This is a genomic window from Beggiatoa leptomitoformis, from assembly GCF_001305575.3.
Lineage (GTDB): Bacteria > Pseudomonadota > Gammaproteobacteria > Beggiatoales > Beggiatoaceae > Beggiatoa > Beggiatoa leptomitoformis.
This window is the reverse complement of sequence record NZ_CP012373.2, coordinates 3836991-3857219: the sequence shown is the minus strand read 5'-3', so window position 1 is coordinate 3857219 and position 20229 is coordinate 3836991. Positions and strand designations below refer to the sequence as shown.

Annotated in this window: 19 protein-coding genes; 8 read left to right on the top strand and 11 right to left on the bottom strand. The window is 42.2% G+C overall.

The features are described 5' to 3' along the window. Positions 1-5 precede the first annotated feature (5 nt). The 7 genes from AL038_RS16455 to nifB form a co-directional block, all read right to left on the bottom strand. Positions 6-293: a 2Fe-2S iron-sulfur cluster-binding protein gene (locus tag AL038_RS16455; RefSeq protein ID WP_062154679.1), complete on the bottom strand. Its 288-nt coding sequence runs from the start codon at positions 291-293 to the stop codon at positions 6-8. A 67-nt stretch (positions 294-360) separates the two neighbouring features. After that, a complete protein-coding gene (locus AL038_RS16450) occupies positions 361-642 on the bottom strand; it encodes a 2Fe-2S iron-sulfur cluster-binding protein (RefSeq protein ID WP_062154677.1) in 282 nt (93 codons plus the stop codon). A 12-nt stretch (positions 643-654) separates the two neighbouring features. Further along, a complete protein-coding gene (locus AL038_RS16445) occupies positions 655-1950 on the bottom strand; it encodes an FprA family A-type flavoprotein (protein ID WP_062154675.1) in 1296 nt (431 codons plus the stop codon). A gap of 106 nt (positions 1951-2056) precedes the next feature. Beyond that, on the bottom strand, positions 2057-2479 hold the full coding sequence (locus AL038_RS16440) for an ArsC/Spx/MgsR family protein (protein WP_062154673.1): 423 nt from the start codon (positions 2477-2479) through the stop codon (positions 2057-2059). A 4-nt stretch (positions 2480-2483) separates the two neighbouring features. Continuing rightward, entirely contained in the window at positions 2484-2762 is a 279-nt protein-coding gene (locus tag AL038_RS16435; RefSeq protein WP_062154671.1) for a 4Fe-4S binding protein, read from the bottom strand. Positions 2763-2818: 56 nt separating this feature from the next. Next, entirely contained in the window at positions 2819-3322 is a 504-nt protein-coding gene (locus tag AL038_RS16430; RefSeq protein ID WP_161575474.1) for a NifB/NifX family molybdenum-iron cluster-binding protein, read from the bottom strand. A 59-nt stretch (positions 3323-3381) separates the two neighbouring features. After that, positions 3382-4923 (bottom strand): nitrogenase cofactor biosynthesis protein NifB, encoded by a 1542-nt coding sequence (nifB, locus tag AL038_RS16425; protein WP_236839413.1) that lies wholly within the window; start codon positions 4921-4923, stop codon positions 3382-3384. A gap of 327 nt (positions 4924-5250) precedes the next feature. Here nifB and AL038_RS16420 point away from each other — a divergent pair, with 327 nt between their 5' ends. Continuing rightward, the gene (locus AL038_RS16420) at positions 5251-5646 is read left to right on the top strand and encodes a hypothetical protein (RefSeq protein ID WP_062154667.1); all 396 of its coding nucleotides are present in this window, start codon (positions 5251-5253) and stop codon (positions 5644-5646) included. Between the two features lie 82 nt (positions 5647-5728). Here the strand turns inward: AL038_RS16420 and AL038_RS16415 are convergent, their stop codons facing one another. Continuing rightward, on the bottom strand, positions 5729-6103 hold the full coding sequence (locus tag AL038_RS16415; protein WP_062154666.1) for a hypothetical protein: 375 nt from the start codon (positions 6101-6103) through the stop codon (positions 5729-5731). A 431-nt stretch (positions 6104-6534) separates the two neighbouring features. On the opposite strand from AL038_RS16415, the gene AL038_RS16410 reads away from it, so the two are divergent. The 7 genes from AL038_RS16410 (at position 6535) to AL038_RS16380 (ending at position 17471) form a co-directional block, all read left to right on the top strand. Next, positions 6535-7083, top strand: a complete 549-nt coding sequence (locus AL038_RS16410; protein WP_062154664.1) for a GspH/FimT family pseudopilin — start codon at positions 6535-6537, stop codon at positions 7081-7083. A 10-nt stretch (positions 7084-7093) separates the two neighbouring features. Further along, the gene (gene pilV, locus AL038_RS16405; RefSeq protein ID WP_062154662.1) at positions 7094-7570 is read left to right on the top strand and encodes a type IV pilus modification protein PilV; all 477 of its coding nucleotides are present in this window, start codon (positions 7094-7096) and stop codon (positions 7568-7570) included. A 2-nt stretch (positions 7571-7572) separates the two neighbouring features. After that, positions 7573-8715 carry a PilW family protein gene (locus AL038_RS16400; protein ID WP_161575473.1) on the top strand — a complete coding sequence of 381 codons (1143 nt, stop codon included), beginning with the start codon at positions 7573-7575 and terminating at the stop codon, positions 8713-8715. Between the two features lie 12 nt (positions 8716-8727). Beyond that, positions 8728-9372: a PilX N-terminal domain-containing pilus assembly protein gene (locus AL038_RS16395; protein WP_062154658.1), complete on the top strand. Its 645-nt coding sequence runs from the start codon at positions 8728-8730 to the stop codon at positions 9370-9372. Between the two features lie 113 nt (positions 9373-9485). Then, positions 9486-15707, top strand: a complete 6222-nt coding sequence (locus AL038_RS16390) for a LamG-like jellyroll fold domain-containing protein (RefSeq protein ID WP_083991559.1) — start codon at positions 9486-9488, stop codon at positions 15705-15707. Positions 15708-15791: 84 nt separating this feature from the next. Further along, positions 15792-16289 (top strand): type IV pilin protein, encoded by a 498-nt coding sequence (locus AL038_RS16385; RefSeq protein ID WP_062154654.1) that lies wholly within the window; start codon positions 15792-15794, stop codon positions 16287-16289. Between the two features lie 78 nt (positions 16290-16367). Beyond that, on the top strand, positions 16368-17471 hold the full coding sequence (locus AL038_RS16380; RefSeq protein WP_062154651.1) for an anhydro-N-acetylmuramic acid kinase: 1104 nt from the start codon (positions 16368-16370) through the stop codon (positions 17469-17471). An 82-nt stretch (positions 17472-17553) separates the two neighbouring features. On the opposite strand, the gene glnB is transcribed toward AL038_RS16380, so the two are convergent. The 3 genes from glnB to sucC form a co-directional block, all read right to left on the bottom strand. Beyond that, complete coding sequence (gene glnB, locus AL038_RS16375; RefSeq protein WP_062154649.1) at positions 17554-17892, bottom strand: nitrogen regulatory protein P-II; 339 nt, start codon at positions 17890-17892, stop codon at positions 17554-17556. A 155-nt stretch (positions 17893-18047) separates the two neighbouring features. Continuing rightward, a complete protein-coding gene (gene sucD, locus AL038_RS16370) occupies positions 18048-18923 on the bottom strand; it encodes a succinate--CoA ligase subunit alpha (RefSeq protein ID WP_062154647.1) in 876 nt (291 codons plus the stop codon). 5 nt (positions 18924-18928) lie between these two features. Further along, positions 18929-20095: an ADP-forming succinate--CoA ligase subunit beta gene (gene sucC / locus AL038_RS16365; protein ID WP_062154645.1), complete on the bottom strand. Its 1167-nt coding sequence runs from the start codon at positions 20093-20095 to the stop codon at positions 18929-18931. Between the last annotated feature and the right edge of the window lie 134 nt (positions 20096-20229).

Sequence of the window (20229 nt, the reverse complement as noted above, 5' to 3'; positions counted from 1 at the left end):
CACTATTAAGCGGGTTTAACGGTGACAGAACCACCTAGAACTTGTGCTTGGCACGCTAAACGACTGTGTCTGCCTACGTTATGTTCACGCAGAATACGTTCTTCTAATACCGTTGGTTGAGATAAATTATCCCAGCCATCTACTACCACCATAATACAGGTACCACAATCACCTTCACGGCAACCGTAAACCAAGCCTGCACCAATCTTTTCAGATACTTCAATGACACGTGTACCTGCTGCAACTGTGACAGTTTTGCCGATATCCGCAAAGGTGAGTTCTGCTTTTGCCATAAAATCCTCTTTTTACAAGTGTTGTTAATAAAAATCCAACTAATGCCGACCTAATCCAGTCCATTCATTAAGTTGGTGCTACTGTGACATCGCCGAGAATTTGTGCTTGGCAAGCCAAACGAAAATTCTTACCAGCCATGTTTTCCTTCAAAATCTTATCTTCGAGCATAGATGGTGCAGATAAGTTTTCCATACCTTTGATTACGTGCATTAAACAAGTGCCACAATCACCTTCACGACAGCCATACATAATGCCTGAACCAACGCGTTCAGAAATGTCAATCACCCGCACGCCCGCAGGGACGTTGACGGTAATACCAATATCTTCAAATGTTAATTTTGCCTTCATAGTGCATACCCGTTACAGTAAATCTGCCATATCAATTTCTTTTGGCTGGTATTTGCCGACCATCACTTCTGCTATTTGTTGTCCTAGTTGAAAACAGTCTTCCAACTCTTCCGTCGTAGGGCGTAATTTAACGCGTAGTCCTTTGATAGGAACACGGAATTTTAGCCCTCTAATCCGGTCTTCTAACATGGTGACAGCCTCGCCAGACCAGCCATAAGAGCCAAACACTGCGCCTACTTTGCCCTGTAGGTTGATGACGGTTAGCGAGGAAAGCAAATCCCACATGGGTTTAGTGGCATCTCCGTTGATGGTGGGTGAGCCGAGAATAACACCATCAGCTTCTTCAATTAAATCAACGAATGGCTCAACTTCTCCCCCTTCTAAATCAAAAATGGAAACACGCACTCCTTCAACCGCGCTTGCCCCGCTATACACAGCCTCTGCCATTTTAGCGGTATTACCATAAGAACTGATATAAAAAACCAGCAGGGTTTTGTCTTTTGTATCTTTTTGTAAGCGCGGGTTAGCTAATTCACGAAACCGTTTAACATAATTTTGGGGGTTATCCCGCAAAACGGGGCCATGTGTGGGGGCAAGAATTTTAAGCGGTAGGGGTTCTATCAGGGCTAGCGCGTTGAGAACATGCGTTTTAAACGGACGCATGATATGCGCATAGTAATACTCAAATGAAAAGCGGAAATCTCCAACTAAATCATTAAATAATCTTGGGTCACAGAAATGGCAACCAAATGCATCGCCTGAAAAAAGAATTTGTTCTTCTTCTAGGTAAGTGCATTGTGTATCTGGCCAATGTAAATAAGGAGTATGCAAAAAACGGAGGGTTAAATCGCCTAAACTAACGGTGTGATTCGTATTAACAGGCGTGAAACACAGTTCCCCATCCCCTTTTAATACGGCCTTCAACATGGTTTGTGCTTTATAAGAGATGTACAAACGGGCTTGAGGGGCACGTTTGAGTAACTCAGGCAATGCACCACTGTGGTCTGGCTCTAAGTGATTTAAAACAATAACGGTAATTTCATCATAACGGGCAACCGATTCTAAACGCGCAAAAAACTCATCAGCATAATTTTCTTTAACTGTATCGATAACCGCGACCCCTTCGCTCCCTCGGACTAAATAGGCGTTATAGGTCGTACCATTTGCAGTTTTTAAAATAATATCAAACGTTCTTAAGGTAGGGTCTAATGCCCCTATCCAAAAAACACGCTCCGATAGTGGATAAGCTGTACGGGTTTGCGCGACATTGACGCTACTATTTGGCAAAGTAGTTGCTAACACATTCATAATCTAAACTCGTGTCGAGCGCGACTGGGTGCGACACTGTCGCACCCAAGAAAGTAGGCAATTTAACAGACTTATTAATAGGTGGATAAGCGTTTACCCACCTGATTTAAGGTTCTGCACAGGGATTATGCGTGTGTTGGCGTGGACAGGATTCTAGGTCTGTTCCAGTTTCCACAGGCGTTAATCCAATCCATTGGGCTACCATTTCGGGGTCAAAGCCTATACGGCGGTCATCGCCTACTTGCATTAAAGGACGACGCAATAACAACGGTTCAGCAAGAATTAGTTGTAAAGCCTCTTCTGCCGTGACTGCCTCAGGGTTGACTTCACCAGATTTAACACGAGGAGCAGCGCGATTAAACCAGTCTGTAACAGGATAAGGCTTTAAAAAAGCAAGCAGTTTTTCAATTGTCCATGTTTCAGTGAGTAGGTTTTTCGCAAGCACATGATGCCCTGCCTCAGCCAACAAATTCTTTTGCTTGGTGTTATTGCCACACCCCGGTTTTTCGTAAAAAACGATTTCCGCCATAATCTTAGTGCGCCCGTAACTCAGCCATTGCCGCTTGCATTTTTTCAGGCGGAATACCTGTCAATGAACCGGGGGGATTACAGGGAATGCCTGCACTGGTTAGAATTGCACCTTCGATAGGACAGATACTGGCACATTGCGGGTCGCTAAAATCGCCATCGCATTCGGTGCATTTTTTCGTGTCGATTAAAAAATGGGGCTTTGCTTCAAAAATAGCTTTGCTAGGACAGACAGGTTCACACGCCCAGCAGTTTACGCATGAATCAATGATTTTAAGTGCCATGATTAGCGTTCCTTATCAATAATGTATCTTAGTCAATAGCGGGTTTATCAACGTCTTTAATAGGCGAGTGAGGATTCTTGTCCTAACTTACCTGTCATTAACATAGTTTGATAAACCGACCGTAAAGCGTCTTCAACGCGCTCTAATGGATGTTTGTTATTTGCTTGAATTTTTGCACTTTCTAATGCAACGCGGGCTTTATGACCAATAGCAGTACATAAAACAACTTCGCATCCCTCTAGTGCATTGATAACTTCGTCAACCGCTTGTTCTTCATTTGTACAATTTTCGCAGGACTTGACACAACACCGCCCAACGAATTTGACTTCATGACAAGTTGTTTCATAAATTAAAAAGGCTTGGCTTTGTTCAAATTGCTGATTAATCAGCTCGCCATGGCTTGCAACCGCCATTAAAACAGAACGATAGGGCTGTTTATTCCGCAAACAATAAAGGGGAATAAACTGTTCTCGTTTCGCCTCGCTTAATGTTTGATAGCAAGGTTTACAAGTTTCAGTTGCAAATGAACGGTCACAACTTTTAACTTTTGGCATGTTCATCAGCGTAACTCCATTATCTCTATTGTAAGGGACTGTCAGCACAGCCCCTAAACCCATATCTAGGCAATCGCTTGACGATTTACCGTTTCTGCAACGTCGTCTAATTTGCCGTTTTCAATCATTTCTTGATAAACCGCCATCAAGGCTTCTTCAATGGCTTCCATCGCATGTTCGCCATTGGGTTGAATCCCCGCCGTTTCTAACATAGACCAAGGTTCATAACCAATTTTTGAACATAGTACGACTTCACAACCATCTAAGGCACGAATCGTTTTTTGTAACGTGGTTTCGGCTTCGCCACAAGTATCATCGCCACTGCAATATAAATCGGTTTTGGCGTGTCCTACCATTTTTGCGCCACTTTCGGTTACTTCATAGCGTAAAAATTCCTTAGCGTGTCCAAAGTGTTGGTTAATCAAACCACCGCCTTGTGTTGCAACAGCCATAAGGACAGGACGATAAGTTTTGCGGGGTTTGCCACCTAAACCTTCTAATTGAATCAATTGTGGTTTGTTTTGCTTGGCTTTTTTCTCGGCTAACTCAGCTTCAATTTTGGCATGAACCTCAGCACGCATAATCATTGCTTCGGGATAATTGATTTCCATTTCTTCAATTTTATCAACAGAAAACTCAGAGCCTCTGTCTTCACCCAATAAGCCTACAGCATCTGCACGACATTGACGGCAATGGCGCATCATGTTCATGTCGCCTTCGCATTGGTCTTGTAATTCTTTTAATTCTGAAGGTTCAGGGCCACGTTGTCCCATCACACCGTAGAATGTGCCGTGTTCAGCTTCGGCAATGAGGGGCATCACATTATGTAAAAACGCGCCTTTGGCTTTCACTACCTTGCTAACTTCGGCTAAATGTTTGTCATTAACACCGGGAATCATCACAGAATTAACTTTGACCAAAATGCCCCGTGCGGTGAGCATTTCTAAGCCTTTCTGTTGTTGTTCAATCAGAATTTCCGCGCCTTTGATACCTTTAATACGGCGATTTTTCCAGAAAATCCAAGGATAAATTTTCGCCCCAATTTCAGGGTCAACACAGTTAATGGTGATTGTGACATGGTCAATATTGTGTTTTGCCAACTCATCAACTGATTCGGGTAAAGCTAAACCGTTGGTGGACACACACAGCTTAATATCAGGGGCTTGCTCTGATAAAGCGCGGAAAGTTGCAAAGGTCTTTTCAGGATTTGCCAATGGGTCACCGGGTCCTGCAATGCCTAATACGGTCATTTGAGGAATGGTTGCCGCAACGGCTAGTGTCTTTTTAATCGCTTGGTCTGGCGTTAGTAATTCGGAAACAACGCCAGGACGAGATTCGTTAGCGCAATCATATTTACGATTGCAGTAATGGCATTGAATATTACAGGCAGGCGCGACGGCAACGTGCATACGTGCGTAGTAGTGATGCGCTTCTTCTGAATAGCAGGGGTGATTGTGAACTTTTTCGCGGATATTTTCTGGCAGATGACCTAATTGGTCATCGGTACTCCCACAGGAGCTTGAAGAACATCCGCCTTTTGCCACAGGCTCCTGCCCTAACACGGTTAATTCCATCATCGCACTATCCTCTTTAACAGTTTTAGGCATTGTGTCTGGTTTCGTAAACTGGGTTAAGGCAAACACCATGCCTAAAATCTATCATAATGATTTTATTAACTATAAACTTGCGCTAAATGGCTATTTGTAGTAAATGCGACAGCCATTACAGTATGGTTTGTGATTAAGGCTACATGGTGAAAAACATTAGTTATTTTGTGGGAATAGTAGGATATTGTCCAGCATTCATTTGTTTCACTACGTGCTTATATACATAAGTTTTAATTTACTTTTAATCACCTAGTGATTTAAGTAATTTGCTAATGTCAGCTAAGATTACACACTATATTTTCAACTCTTCATTTAACACCTTGAATCATGAATCAAACTTATAATCCTATCACATCACCTTTAGAATTACCCGTTCAAACACTGAAAATTCAATGTGTTGCTCAACAACCTTTGCGATGGGTACATCAGGAGGGAAGTACGCCTAGCACAACTTTGGCAGGCGGTTTTGGGCGGGCAGTATGGCAATTGTGTGCGTTAGGTGAGTCTGCTTGTGAAATAAACGCAAAAGGTGAGCCTGTTTGTCAACAGCCTGAGCCGTGTTTAGTTCATTGTTTATACAAACCTTACTCTATGGTACATCGTCGTGATTTTGCGCGACCTGTGTTTTTATTTTCGCCTACTTTTGAACAGCAAGATAAAGATGGTGCTTGTAGACTGTCGGGGTTGCAGCCTTACGCGCCAATGCAGGCGATTGAAACTTGAACTGCGCGCTACTTGCGTACATTTCACTCAAAATAAAAACCCCGCATAATGCGGGTTATTAAAAAACAAAATAAACTATTCTTTATAATCGTTTTATTTGCACATCTGTCTCTTCTATCCTAACCACGTCTTTACTAGCAGAAAAAGCTGTCGCCACGATGGTTTTAATTTTCCCCTCAACATATTCACCGCAAGAATTATTCAAGTCAACCGTCCGATTTATCGCCTTTAATACGGCTTCAGATGTATCTCGGTTTATGGCTTGTTGCGCACTTGCGTTTTGATGATTGCCCCCTTTATCCTTCATTAGATAAGCAAACTTAACGCTAACTGAACAAGTTACTGTCTTCGCGTAAACAGTCGTTTGATAAAACGCTTCTGCCGCTACTAATTTTTCTGCTTGTGCTGTAGGTAATAAAACAATAAGTATTAGTCCCACGAAAATAAGTTTTTTCATACGTATATACCTCAATTCCAGTCTTTACTTGTTTAGTGCTACTGTAATAACAAATTATTTATAATTAATACTGTATTATGCTGTCAAAAAGACTTTAATTTTCAAAAATATTAAGGTCTTTTTGTTTTATACGCTTCTGTAGAATAGGTATTTAAACGGCAAATATATATCATCTTGTTTGGTTTTTTGACTTGCTAAAATGGATAAGCAGAATTCCACCACTAATCAGGATGTTTTCGCCATTTATCTATTGAATAGGTGACAGCGAGCTTGATTTTTATTACATATATCATTGAAGACTTTAAAAAGAATTGGGAAAGTTGGTTGTAGAAGATGATAATTAGCAGCGCAGCCATTAATCAGGGAAACTTCGCCCTTCATCATAGCGTCATCTCCCATTCACTTTTATGTATGTTAAAGGTTTATACATTATGAAAACACAAACTGGTTTTACACTGATTGAGTTGATGGTCGCCGTTACGGTTTTGGGCGTGCTGATTGTTGTCGCTGTGCCTGAAATGCGTTATACCATCATGAATAATCGTGTAACAACAAAAACGAATGAGTTTGTTAATACGGTTTCTTATGCACGCAATTCTTATGTTGCCTATGGTGCAACTTGTACTGCAACAAGTGGCGTTTGTGTGCAAATACAGGCGTTGAACAATGACTGGACACAAGGTTGGAAAATTTGGACGGATACAAATGCAGACAAAACAGAAAATGAGGCATCAGGTGATATTGTCCGTACCGTTAGTTACACCGATGGCTCTATTATTATTACCCCAAGTAAGACACTAAATTTAATCACATTTAGTGGGCGTGGTGTGGTTAATGATGCACCTGTAACCTTTAATGTTTGCATTAAAAATCATAAAACCAATGACCCTCCCGGTCGTCAGTTAAGACTCGATGCGTTTGGTCGTTTGACCCTAATTAATCGAGAGTTGAAATGTGTCACAAACGGCAATGGTAGTTAAGACTATGAACATGCAACAACATAAATCAGCGGGTTTTACTTTAATAGAAATGATGATTGCACTCCTTGTGCTTTCCATTGGTTTATTAGGGGTCGCCGCACTGCAAACCACAGGGCAACAGTTTAACTATCGTGCCTATATTCGAACCCAAGCTACTTTTTTAGCATACGACTTAATGGATAGGATTCGGACTAATCCGCTTGAGGCCTCTCAGGGTAATTATGGTGTTGGTTCTAATATTGTGGAATCAACTACCGATTGTGCGAAAAATGCGTGTACAACGACTCAGTTAAAAAACTACGATATTTCTGAGTGGGGAAAATCTGTAGGGGTGATAACAGTGACAGGACAATTATCGATTTTACCCTCACCAGAAGCCAACATTGCGTACGACGCGGCAACTAGCACCTATACCGTTACATTACGTTGGCAAGAAGAGCGTAATAGCACCACAAAAGTCGAACAACAATGGATAATGGTACTATGAACATGAAACGCAAACAAAAAGGCTTCAGCTTAATAGAAATTATGGTTGCCTTAGTTATCAGTCTGGTGTTGATGGCAGGTGTATTAACCATTTTTGTTAGCAGCAAAAGAACCTATTCCTTACAAGCCGAGCTTGCAACGCTACAAGATAATGCCCGTTTCGTCATGGATGATATGACTTATGGATTACGTATGGCGGGATATTATGGTTGTTCTACGGCACTCCCTGCAAATGCGGCTGCAATCAATTTAGATAAGCCACGTATCGAAGTGCAAAACAATGTGTTGATTAAAAATGCCAATGATGGTGTTTTAGGTAAAAATAGCACGAGTAGCGTTGCTAAATCGGATATTTTAACCATTCGTTATTATGCTAATCGTTTGATTTTAAACCCAGCACCAACCGACTTATTACAGGCAGAGAGTGTAGCTGAACTGACGACACTCAGAGCAGATTTATTAGCCGAACAATTGGCCATTAATGCCGTATTTGATGACCCAAACGACAATGTGTTTCCGTTAGATGTAAACAGTATTAAGCCCGCAGTCAATAGCAATATTACCATCAGCGATTGCGGTGGAAGTGTTGCTTATAAGGTAACGAAAGTAGATGGCAATGACATTTCTGTAGCAAGGATTATTGCTGGTAGCACTGGTGTTATAGCTAAGTTTGGTAGAACTTATGCGTGGCCTGTAGAAGTGTTTGCAAATGTTACGGAAACAAAATATGAAGTAAAGGGCATTGATACCAATAATGATGGTGTTTTTAATAGTGCCATAGACGGTTACGCACTCTATAAAACTGACCCAAACTGCACAGCGACAACTAACTGTAACATGATCCCTTTTATTGAAGGCGTAGAAAACATGCAAATACGTCTAGGCGTAGATACAGATAGTGATGGCGCGCCTAATCAATATCTTGAACTGCCCGCTACTGCTAACAGTGTCATTGTTGCCATAAAAATTACCTTACTCATGCGGACAAACAATAAGCGTAATGACTTAATTGATGCTACGGCAACGGAGTTCGCATTAGACCCAGCGGTAACAACGTACAACCCTAGTAAGATAGCAAACTTTGACTACGAAGTGGGTTATCGTCATCGTCTGTTTACAACTGTTATCCGCATCAGAAATAACTAAGGATGAGTCATCATGAAAACCGCAACTTTACACAGACAACCTGCGTTATTTTTGCGTTGTAAAGTGTCAAAGAAACAAGAACAAGGTGCTGTTTTGATTGTTGCACTTTTATTATTAGTTGTTTTAACCATGCTAGGGATTAGTGCATTAGACGCAACCAAACTACAAACCCGTATGGCCGCAAACACAGCAGAATTTAATCGGGCTTTTCAAATTTCAGAATTAGGTCTTTCCTTACCTGCTAGAGAATATGGTGATGTGACCAATGCGGCAGGTTTAGCAATCATGGATCGTATTTCTGCACCGTTTGATGCCGCCGCAGAAGTAACTGACTTTCCTGACAGTGTTTGTAGTGATAAAAAACCCGGTCCTTGCTGGAGAGCAAGGGATGATTTACAACGCAATACCACTGACAAGTATTCTTTAGAGTTTGTTACGGTTCGCGCACCCAGTACCTTTCCTAACCTAAAGGGCGGAAGTGGTACAGACAATTTTAGAGTGGCTTATTTTCTTAATGTGAGTAGAGGCGCGAGCAAGAGTCAGACAGGCTCGACTAAACCAGACATAACCGCACCACGTGTGAATTTAAAAGGAGGAATGACACGACTAGTCCCTGCTAGTAAAGGTTCTTTACCCTTTGGTGATAATCCAAGCTAAGGAAAATAATGTCACGCTTTAATGTTGTGTAAACAATGCGTCTTTAATAAAAAATTAAAGACCTATTTTAAGTAAGATGGGAAAAATTTTTGTTTATCTATAGGAAGACAGATATGAAATGCTTTAAGTCTGTTATAACGGCGGTTCTTATCAGTCTGTGTGCTGGGTTTGTTAGCTCCAGCTATGCGGATGATACGGAACTCTACTTAAAACAGGTATCTACTGGGTCATCTTCAACTTTCCCCAATATCCTACTGGTGTTGGATAAGTCGGGTAGTATGAACTACTACGACTATAATGCAGATGGTTCACTGGTAGATAACCCTGTTGGTTCGGGCGTTGCGATTAAACGTATCGACATGTTAAAAGAGGCACTTTATCAATTATTGGATGAAGTCACCAACGTTAATATTGGATTAATGTCCTTTACTTCTGGCAGCGGTGCAATTCCCGTGGTTTTCCCTATCGCTGATGTTAATCAACCAATTAGCGAAATACCCGGAGAAAATTCAGGTGTCGCAACGGCACTGACTTATGTTACCAGTGCAAACGATGATGCTGAGGAACGCTTAGGAACTGCAAGCGATACAAATGCAGGAGCAGTCTCATTAAACGATGGAATCTTAGACATTACCCGTTTTGCAAACGGTTCATCTACTGATGTTCCCCCAAGAACATACGTTGGGTGTTTTGTTGAGCAAGCCAATATTACTGTAACAAATCGTGATTTATCTGCCAGCACATTAATCACGGATGCCAGTACATTAACCTTAGATTCTTGTTCATTAAGCTGCCAAAACCAAGGCTATCGTTTTATGGGCTTGGAAAATGGTAAATACTGCTCGTGCGGTGATACTTATGGTTCGTTATTAACCAGTGCTACATGCACAAGCTCCTCTGTCACATGTAGTGGCGATTCTACCCAACAATGTGGTGCGAGTGCTGCCAATGCCATTTGGGATTTGAGACCCGTTGTAGTTAGTCCACACAATATTAAGTACAACAATAGTACCACAGGGACTGCAACAGGTATTTCAGGTGATACCACAAAAACAGATAATGTATCTGGTATTACTTATGTTGGTACATCAGGTGTTGCGACCGACCCTGTTTATGGAACGGGTAAGGTAAACACACAAGCCTTGTCTTTTGATGGCTTAGGCGCGCATGTCAGAATTAATGATGCTTATAGCCTTTTACCTGTGACTGAAGCCCCCGTATTAGATACGCCCATGTTAAACCAAGGGTCTATTGCTTTTTGGTTTAAGCCTACTGTCGTAACAAGTGGTGCAGGGCTTATCCACAAAGGTGATAAAAAAGATGTCAGTGACGAGGTAGTTTCCATTAATATCACTGGAACTAACTTATATGCCAAAGTGGGCGGTAACAATGTCACAACATCAGGTATTACAATCACCGCAGGTAATTGGTATCACGTTGTTGTTACATGGAATAAGACAGGGACAACAACATCTGCACCCACTATTGGTACAAGTGCTAGTGCTATATCTGCTAGTGCGGCGACTCAAGGGTTACGTTTTTATATTAATGGTGTGTTACGCGGAACCAGCACATCGTCCACCAGTTTTACTGATAATCAAGCGGGTTGGAATATTGGAGCAAAATATGACGAATTAGCAGATACAACTAACTTAAACCGTCCTTTTAACGGGTTAATGGATGAAATTGTGTTTAGCCCCATTAACTGGACACCTTCCAAAGTTGCGTCCGTTTATAATAGTGGTTCTGGCTTAAAACTGCCTGTTCCTGCAACAACAACGACAACCACGACAACGACAACTGCTGCTGTTGGGTATGACCAAAAAATTGGTGTTCGTTTTCAAAACGTGCGTGTTCCCCAAGGCGCAATTATTAAGAGTGCAAAAATCATCTTTACAACAGATGAAAACTCTTTCACGCCAAACAGTCAAGTCAGTGTTAAGGTTGAAGATGTAGATAACTCAGCCGAATTTACGACCGCTAAAAACAATATTTCTAGCCGTAGTTTATGGTCAACACAGGTTCTCTGGACATTAAGCGCGTGGACACTTCCCACCGTTGACCCAGATAATCCAGACCTGCCACTAGTTTCTTCTTATGACACGGGCAGCATTACCAACCTCGTACAACAAGTTGTCAGTCGCTCAGGCTGGTGCGGTGGTAACGCGATGACATTTGTCCTTAGCGCGCCTACAGGATATAACCCCCTGCGTCGTGCTTTGTCTTATGACGATTCACCCAGCTATGCACCACAATTAGAAATCACATTTGATGCGTTTAATTATAATTCTGGCGCAAATAAATGCGTACAACAAACGGTTTCTAGCCGTATTACCAACAGTGGTGATGATGCGGAAGAACAATTAACAGATCATTCCGTCTTCTTAACCAGTCCTGTGTTAGAAATGACAACCACAGGGACGGGTTCAGATACGACCAGTCGTTTGGTTGGTTTACGTTTCCCCGCTGTTGCTTTAGAAAAAGGGGCATCTATCAGAAAAGCGACGTTAATTTTTACCTCTTCGCCTGATGGCAGTACACCAGATGCCTCAAATGCAAAACTGTCAATTTCTGGGGAAAAAGGTGTTTCAGCAGCTTTTAAATCCGATGTCGTTAGCGATTTGAGCAATCGAACGAAAACAAATGCAAAAGCAACATGGAATATTACAGATACTTGGTCAAAAGGTCAGGCATATACCAGCCCTGATATAACCAATGTTGTGACAGAAATAATCAGTGATACAAATTGGAAGTCAGGAAGTTACATGACATTTTTTGTTTCTGGGACAGGTTTACGTCAAGTGGGTTCTGTGGATGGCGAACGAACAGATGCGACCTTAGTTGCACCCCGCTTGAAAATTGAAGTTGACCAAACAGGAACTGACTTTTCACCGCTTGTAAAAGAACGGCTTGCCGATTTAATTAAACAGCATACACCCACTGGCGGTACACCCATTGTTGATACGCTATATGAAGCCTATTTGTATTATGTAGGAGGGGCTGTTATTAATGGGCAAAATTCTAGTGGTGTGTCAACCAGTCATGTAGCCGCTACAACGGTAAAAGGTGGTAAGAATTACTATGTTGCCCCTACATCAAACGTTTGTTCAGAAAACCATGTTGTATTACTGACTGACGGTGCGGCTAATGGTAATTCAGCACAATCATTGGTTAAGAGCCTAACGAAAAAGAGTGCTTGTCAAGCCACGTTTACACCATTCAACGCGCGTACAGACATCACACTTTCTACGCTGAAAGCCTATAACACTAAGTTTACAGGTTCAGAATTATGCGGTGCTGACATGGCTGAATATATGAACACGAATGATGTCGATCCCAACATTGATGGCTCAAACCTGACCTTACATACGATTGGTTTGCGCTTGAAAGACCCGTTCTATAATAAATCCGACGGCAATAATGGTGCTTTTGGGATGATGTCAAATGGGTTTGGCTATGTCAGTATTGGTGGATACAGTCGAAGTGCTGATTATCAAAACTCAAATTGTAGTAGCATGTCCTCTTACTATTGTGGTAGTAACGGAACGAGTGCTATTTCTTACTACTACCAAGAATGGACGGGGATGTCTTCTCGTGACCAAGCATTTGAAACAGCCCGTAAAAAACAGTGGGATACAAATACTGAAGTAAAAGTTATCAAAGAGATGACTTTCAAAAATACGGTCAGTGGCGTTCAGGTAACGGAAAACTTCTATCGTACAACAGGAAACCGTTGGGTAAAACAATCTAATGGCTCTTATACGTTTCAAAGTACAGACGTAAAAATTCACTATGCCCTGTATCAAGATATCCGCGAATCAGGTCTTAGCACAATGGCGTTAGCGTATCTCTCCGAGTTGGCGCAAAAAGGCGGCGGTGGTTTTTACTTTACTGACAGCGTGGAGTCTCTACTCAATGCTTTCCGTACCATTGTTGCAGGGGCTGTTACTGAAAGCGCAACCTTTGCTGCACCCAGTATTTCTGTAAGTGCATTTAACCGTTTGTATCATCGTAATGAAATCTACTTTGCATCCTTTAAACCTGAGCGGACATACCGCTGGGCGGGGAATGTGAAAAAATATCTGATTTGCGAAAGCTCGAGCAATGGATGTACTCCCGGTGAATTACTAGATGCGACAAACCAACGGGCCGCATGTAGTAGTGCGCATGAAGCAGATGACAAAGCAGATCCAAATTGCATTCGCTATGAAGAGTTTGCACCGGGTAATGTAAAAAGTACGGCAAGCAGTTTCTGGGGTAAAGAATCTTGCACATTGGGCGATTGCACAAAAGGTGATGGTAATGTCGTTACTAAGGGTGGTTCAGGAGTCATGATTCCTAGCTACACAACACGCAATATCGTGACCTGCTTATCTGACAGTTGTGCTAGCTTTAAATCCTTTTCTGATGCTGATGTAAAAGCGAAATTGGCAACAGACAATGAATTAACTGATACTACAACCATTGATCTGCTAGCTGATTGGATTCGTGGCAAAGATGTGCGTGATGAAGACAAAGACACGATTGTCGATGAAAATCGTTGGGCATTTGCCGACCCCTTACATAGCAGTCCGACTTCCGTTACTTTTGGAACAGCAACCAAGTCTTACACCAAATTATTCGTGGGTACAAATGACGGTCTGATTCGCATGATTAATGCGGAAACTGGTACAGAAGAATGGGCATTCTTACCGAAGGAATTATTCGGTATTCAAAATTCGTTGATGATCAACAAAGAAAGTTTGAGCCGTATTTACGGTGTTGATGGGACAGCGCAATTCTGGATAAACGACAAAAATCAAAATGGCGTGATTGAAACAGCCAGCGGTGATTTTGTTAGAATGTACATAGGGATGCGTCGTGGTGGTAAAAATATCTACGCATTTGATTTAACCTACGGCAGTAACGGCGCGGTAACTCCCAAACTGATTTGGACGATTAAGGGGGGGACAGGCGATTTTGCTGAATTGGCCTACACATGGTCTGCCCCTAAGGTCACTGCAGTCAACTTTGGTGATCAAATTCTCGTAACGCTGATTTTTGGAGGTGGCTTCCCCGGTGATGTTGAAGGACAAAGCAATTCTGGTGGTAATGCTCTCTTTATCGTTAACGCGAAAACAGGTGCATTAATCTGGAAAGGCGGTTCTGACATAACAACCACAGCCTACACTAACTACAAAACGAAGAGTAGTTTGAAAATCAGTAAGATGACTTATGGTGTTCCTTCAGAAATTGCCTTTATGGACAGCACGGGTGACAACACCACCGACCGTCTATATGTTGGTGATATCGGTGGACAAGTCTGGCGGATTGATTTGAGCGGGTTTAGTGATTCTACCGTTGGCAATCCAATTGTAGGCTTGTTAGCAAATGTTGGAGATAGTTCGAGTGAACTGAATGGACGTAAGTTCTTTTACGCCCCTGAAATTGCACGAGTTCCAACACCCGATATACGCTTTGCTGATGCCGCTTATGATGCAGTTGCCATTGGCTCTGGCAATCGTCCCAACCCATTAGGGCGTGTGATTCAAGATGAATTCTTCGTTTTCCAAGATAAGGCTGTTACATACGATGATATGAAGGCTGCACGGGAATCTGATGGTTCATTCAAGAATTGTGCAGGTACACCAACAACTGCAAGTGCCACTGATAAGAAGTTCTGCACCATTTCACAAACCAATATGTATGATGCAACAACGGATGTTATTGGAACTAATAATGACTCAGGTAATAACAACGCTGTGGAGTCTCAACTGAAATATTTACAAAACAGTAGAGGCTGGTACATAGACTTTAGCTATAGCGATGGTGAAAAGAACTTGGCTTCGCCTATTATTTTAGAAAACAAGGTATTCTTTACAACTTACCTGCCACCATTTGACCCCAACAGCGACCCCGGTGCTGGTAAAATGGTTATTTGTCATTACCCCCCAGGTAATCCAACTAATATGAATACCATCACGATTAGTGAGTCTGCATGGTCGGCTCATGAGGCACATGGGGATACAAAAGGACCTTGTTCAAACTCAATATGCCAATCGAGCGGTGATGGTAGCAGTAAACTTTACGCAGTCAGTCTCTATACCGCTGTGTCTGCCTATGGTGATGAACGTTCACGCGATATTAAAGAAGGGATTACCTCTGATGTTTCCGCGATGTTCTTATCCAATGGTGATATCCGTATTGTCTCTAATGACCCTGATACAGCAAGCTCGGGGTTGAGCCAAAACGGCGCGGCCAATGATGCGCTAGGGACTCCATTAGCTGTTCAGCCAGTCAATGCGGGGTCAATTGATCAAATAACCTTGACCCCCACATTCTGGATGCAGGAATAACTGCTTGTACTGAGGTTGACCTACTCCCTTGTTTATATAAGAGGGAGTAGCCTCAAACAGTAAAAATGCTTTTTGGAGAAAACGATGAAATATAAGACCGTCAATGGTTTTACCCTTGTTGAATTGATGTCCGTTGTTGCGGTCATTGCGATTTTATCAGCGATTGCAATCCCTTCTTATTTGTCTTACGCGGAAAAGACTCGTCGTTCTGATGCCAAGGTTTCTTTAGTGGAATTATCACAGCTACAAGAATCCTACTACTCGGATAACAACCGCTACGCAAAAACAATGGCAGAGCTTTTTCCGACCATTAAGATTGCTGATACTGATGTTGATACTAAAACAGGAAAAGGGTTTGGTTCTAAAACCAAAGTACCTTGTACAGTAACATCAACAACTGCTTGTTCTAAAGAAGGTTATTATGAAATCCGCCTAACAACAGGAACAGCAACCAACTATGTATTAGAAGCTAAACCGCCAACCACTGGCGCACAAGCGAAAGATACTAAATGTACCTCGTTTACCCTTAATGCAACAGGCACAAAAGGCGCGACAGGAACATTAGGGACGGAATGCTGGTAACATAACAAATTGATTTTATTTTATATGGACACTGCTTCGTTAATACGACAGTGTCCATTTTTTTGCTGAGGGTTTTTAATGCAAAAACAATTATTTATTGGCATTATCTCGGGTACAAGTGCAGATGCAATCGATGTTGCATTAGTCGATTTTTCCACGCCATTCCCCCGTTTATGTGCAGTACATAGTCATCCATGGGAAACAGGGTTACGACAACACATTTTACAAGTAAGTCAGGAAAGTAGAGAACAAACTTCATTAGCAGAGATTATTCAACTAGATGTAACAATCGCGCACACTTTTGCCGATGCAATCCTGACGTTACTGACCAATAATAGCGTCAATACGACAGACATTATCGCCATTGGTAGTCATGGACAAACGATTTATCATCAATTGCAGACTAATCCACCTTATACTTGTCAGCTAGGTGACCCCAATATAATTGCCGAAAAAACAAAAATCCCCGTTGTTGCCGATTTTCGCCGTCGGGATGTTGCTGCGGGCGGGCAAGGCGCACCACTTGTTCCTGCCTTTCATCAAGCTGTTTTTCAACGAGCACACGAATGCCGCATTGTGGTAAACATTGGCGGTATCGCCAATATTACGGTTTTACCCTCTGATTCGACAGCTCCTATTTTGGGTTTTGATACAGGAACAGGGAATGCACTTTCAGACGCATGGTCAAACCACCATCGACAAATTCCCTTTGATCAAAATGGTGCATGGGCGCAACAAGGGACGGTACAACCTATATTGTTGCAACAATTGTTAGCCGACCCTTATTTTGCTAAAAATCCGCCTAAAAGTACGGGGCGCGATTATTTCAATCTAACATGGTTAGCCCATTACCTTGAAGCACATCAATTTTCTGCCGTTGATGTTCAAGCGACACTTAGTTATTTAACGATTATAAGCCTTGTTAATGCCGTGCAACCTTATCACCCTGACCGTTTATTAATCTGCGGCGGTGGTGTTCATAATGATTTTATTATAAATGGGTTACGCGAACAATTAACCTGCCCTGTGGAATCAACGGTTGTTTATGGTGTAGAACCTGATTGGGTAGAAGCGATGTGTTTTGCATGGCTAGCGAAACGACGTTTAGCGTTACAAACGGGCAATGTGCCTAGCGTAACGGGTGCGCGTACCGCTTGTATTTTGGGCGGGGTATATTATTAAAATTTAAGATTAAAAATGAGAAACGCAGGATGTGATGAAACAGATTTTCTACTCATCCTACGTTAATGATAAGCTTTACGCGTTAAATAGCATCGTCATCTTGTTCGCCTGTCCGAATCCGAATAATTTTATCAACAGACGTGACAAATATTTTTCCATCCCCTATTTTACCTGTGCGTGCGGCTTGAATAATCGCATCTACACATGTTTCGACTTTATCACTTGCAACAATCAGTTCTAATTTTACTTTAGGTAAAAAGTCCACCACATATTCCGCACCCCGATATAGCTCAGTATGCCCTTTTTGCCGTCCAAAACCTTTAACCTCGGTCACAGTCATACCTGTTATGCCGATATTGGACAGTGCTTCGCGGACATCATCTAAGCGAAACGGTTTAATAATGGCTTCTATCTTCTTCACGAGATAACTCCCTATAAAATTCGGAAAAGATGAACAGCTAACAATTTGTCAAAAAATTGAGCCTTTATGCAGTTTATCACAACTGATGATAAACAACAGAAAGGCTCAATACTATCTTTTAATGGATAGCTAACAATAAGATAATTATCGTATTGTTATTTTAGACGCTTTAACATTTCCGCGCCTAATTCGGTTGGGGATTTCACCACGCTTGCGCCAGCGGCTTCTAATGCCGCAAACTTCGCTTGTGCAGTCCCTTTACCACCCGCAATGATTGCACCTGCGTGACCCATCCGTTTTCCGGGGGGAGCAGTGACACCTGCGATATAAGACACAACAGGTTTGGTAACGTTTTTCTTGATGAAGTCAGCGGCTTCTTCTTCGGCTGTTCCACCAATTTCACCCACCATGATAATACCTTCGGTTTGTGGGTCTTTTTCGAACAGGGCTAAACAATCAATAAAGCTCATTCCATTGATGGGGTCACCACCAATACCGACGCAGGTGCTTTGTCCTAAACCGTTTAATGTGGTTTGATTGACAGATTCATACGTCAATGTACCAGAACGGGAAACAATCCCAATACGACCGGGTTTGTGAATATAGCCCGGCATAATCCCAATTTTGCACGCACCGGGGGTGATTAAACCGGGGCAGTTAGGGCCAATTAAACGCACATGCGGATAATTAGCGATTAAAGTGGCTTTTACTTTTAACATATCGAGAACAGGAATGCCCTCGGTAATACAAGCAATAACTCTAATCCCTGCATCAGCCGCTTCTAAAATTGCATCAGCCGCAAAAGCCGCTGGAACATAAATCATTGTGGCATCAGCCCCTGTACTTTTTACGGCAGAACTAACCGTATCAAAGACAGGTAAGCCTAAATGTTTATCACCACCACGACCGGGGGTAACACCACCAACTAATTTAGTACCATAAGCAAGGGCTTGTTCAGAATGGAATGTACCTTGTTTGCCAGTAAAACCTTGGCAAATCACTCTTGTGTTGGCATCAACTAGAATACTCATTCTGCTTACGCTCCCTTGACTAAGCTAACCGCTTTTTTCGCGGCATCAGTTAAATCATCAGCGGCAGTGACGGATAAACCGCTTTCTCTTAATAACGTTTTACCTGCTTCGACGTTTGTCCCTTCTAAACGGACGATAACAGGTAGTTTTGTTCCCGTTTCTTTCATCGCATGGATAACGCCTTCTGCAATCATATCGCAACGGACAATACCGCCGAAGATATTAACCAGAATGGCTTTAACTTTGGTGTCAGAGAGAATGATTTTGAATGCTTCAGTCACTTTGGCTGTGTTAGTACCACCGCCTACGTCTAAGAAGTTTGCAGGGTTGCCACCATGTAATTTAATTACGTCCATGGTTGCCATTGCTAAACCCGCACCGTTCACCATACAAGCGATATCGCCATCTAATGCTACGTAGTTTAAATCAAATTGGCGGGCGCGATGTTCTTTCTCATCTTCTTGAGAAGCATCATAAAATGCAGCTAAATCGGTATGACGGTATAGCGCGTTGTCATCCAGATTAATCTTACCATCTAACGCTAATAAATCGCCTTTATCAGTCGTGATTAATGGATTGATTTCTAACAGGCTTAAATCTTTATCTTTGAATAAACGGTATAAGCTGGGAAGAATATAAAGTAATTGTTTACGTTGGGTTGCATCTAAACCTAGGGCAAACGCGACTTCATTACATTGATAGGCTTGAATACCGACAACAGGGTCAACCATCAATGTGGTAATTTTTTCAGGGGTATGGGCAGCAACTTCTTCAATATCCATCCCACCAGCCGCAGAAGCAATAATAGCAATGCGCTTGCTACCACGGTCGACTAATAAGCTGAGGTATAACTCGCTATTAATCGCACTGGGGGTTTCTATTAACACGCAACCAACAGGCTGACCTTCAGCCCCTGTTTGATGTGTTACTAAGCGTTTACCTAATAAACTTTCGGTGATTTGTGCAACTTCTTCCAAACTATTGGCTTTTTTCACACCACCCGCTTTACCCCGTCCGCCAGCATGAACTTGGGCTTTAACCATCCAACTAGAACCCCCTAGGGCTTGAGCGCGTTGTTTGGCTTCTTCGGGACTAAAAGCGGGATACCCATTAGGCACTGGCACACCATAGTCGGTGAACAGTTTTTTTGATTGATACTCGTGTATATTCATTGAGTTATCCTTAAGTCTCTATCGTTCTTGTGAGAGTACAGATGAGCATGAGTACCCTGCCAATGACGGACAGGGTGGGTTGTTTATGGATTAACTTTTTTTATAGAATCCATTAAGCGTTTTATTTTATCAAA

What these genes read in the sequence shown, in the direction of transcription:
- AL038_RS16435 (WP_062154671.1), bottom strand. Translation starts at nt 2,762, where the DNA reads ATGGCACTTAAAATCATTGATTCATGCGTAAACTGCTGGGCGTGTGAA.
- AL038_RS16395 (WP_062154658.1), top strand. Translation starts at nt 8,728, where the DNA reads ATGAAAACCGCAACTTTACACAGACAACCTGCGTTATTTTTGCGTTGT.
- AL038_RS16410 (WP_062154664.1), top strand. Translation starts at nt 6,535, where the DNA reads ATGAAAACACAAACTGGTTTTACACTGATTGAGTTGATGGTCGCCGTT.
- AL038_RS16415 (WP_062154666.1), bottom strand. Translation starts at nt 6,103, where the DNA reads ATGAAAAAACTTATTTTCGTGGGACTAATACTTATTGTTTTATTACCT.
- nifB (WP_236839413.1), bottom strand. Translation starts at nt 4,923, where the DNA reads ATGCCTAAAACTGTTAAAGAGGATAGTGCGATGATGGAATTAACCGTG.
- sucD (WP_062154647.1), bottom strand. Translation starts at nt 18,923, where the DNA reads ATGAGTATTCTAGTTGATGCCAACACAAGAGTGATTTGCCAAGGTTTT.
- AL038_RS16440 (WP_062154673.1), bottom strand. Translation starts at nt 2,479, where the DNA reads ATGGCGGAAATCGTTTTTTACGAAAAACCGGGGTGTGGCAATAACACC.
- AL038_RS16400 (WP_161575473.1), top strand. Translation starts at nt 7,573, where the DNA reads ATGAAACGCAAACAAAAAGGCTTCAGCTTAATAGAAATTATGGTTGCC.
- AL038_RS16380 (WP_062154651.1), top strand. Translation starts at nt 16,368, where the DNA reads ATGCAAAAACAATTATTTATTGGCATTATCTCGGGTACAAGTGCAGAT.
- AL038_RS16450 (WP_062154677.1), bottom strand. Translation starts at nt 642, where the DNA reads ATGAAGGCAAAATTAACATTTGAAGATATTGGTATTACCGTCAACGTC.
- AL038_RS16430 (WP_161575474.1), bottom strand. Translation starts at nt 3,322, where the DNA reads ATGAACATGCCAAAAGTTAAAAGTTGTGACCGTTCATTTGCAACTGAA.
- AL038_RS16385 (WP_062154654.1), top strand. Translation starts at nt 15,792, where the DNA reads ATGAAATATAAGACCGTCAATGGTTTTACCCTTGTTGAATTGATGTCC.
- AL038_RS16420 (WP_062154667.1), top strand. Translation starts at nt 5,251, where the DNA reads ATGAATCAAACTTATAATCCTATCACATCACCTTTAGAATTACCCGTT.
- sucC (WP_062154645.1), bottom strand. Translation starts at nt 20,095, where the DNA reads ATGAATATACACGAGTATCAATCAAAAAAACTGTTCACCGACTATGGT.
- AL038_RS16390 (WP_083991559.1), top strand. Translation starts at nt 9,486, where the DNA reads ATGAAATGCTTTAAGTCTGTTATAACGGCGGTTCTTATCAGTCTGTGT.
- AL038_RS16455 (WP_062154679.1), bottom strand. Translation starts at nt 293, where the DNA reads ATGGCAAAAGCAGAACTCACCTTTGCGGATATCGGCAAAACTGTCACA.
- AL038_RS16445 (WP_062154675.1), bottom strand. Translation starts at nt 1,950, where the DNA reads ATGAATGTGTTAGCAACTACTTTGCCAAATAGTAGCGTCAATGTCGCG.
- pilV (WP_062154662.1), top strand. Translation starts at nt 7,094, where the DNA reads ATGCAACAACATAAATCAGCGGGTTTTACTTTAATAGAAATGATGATT.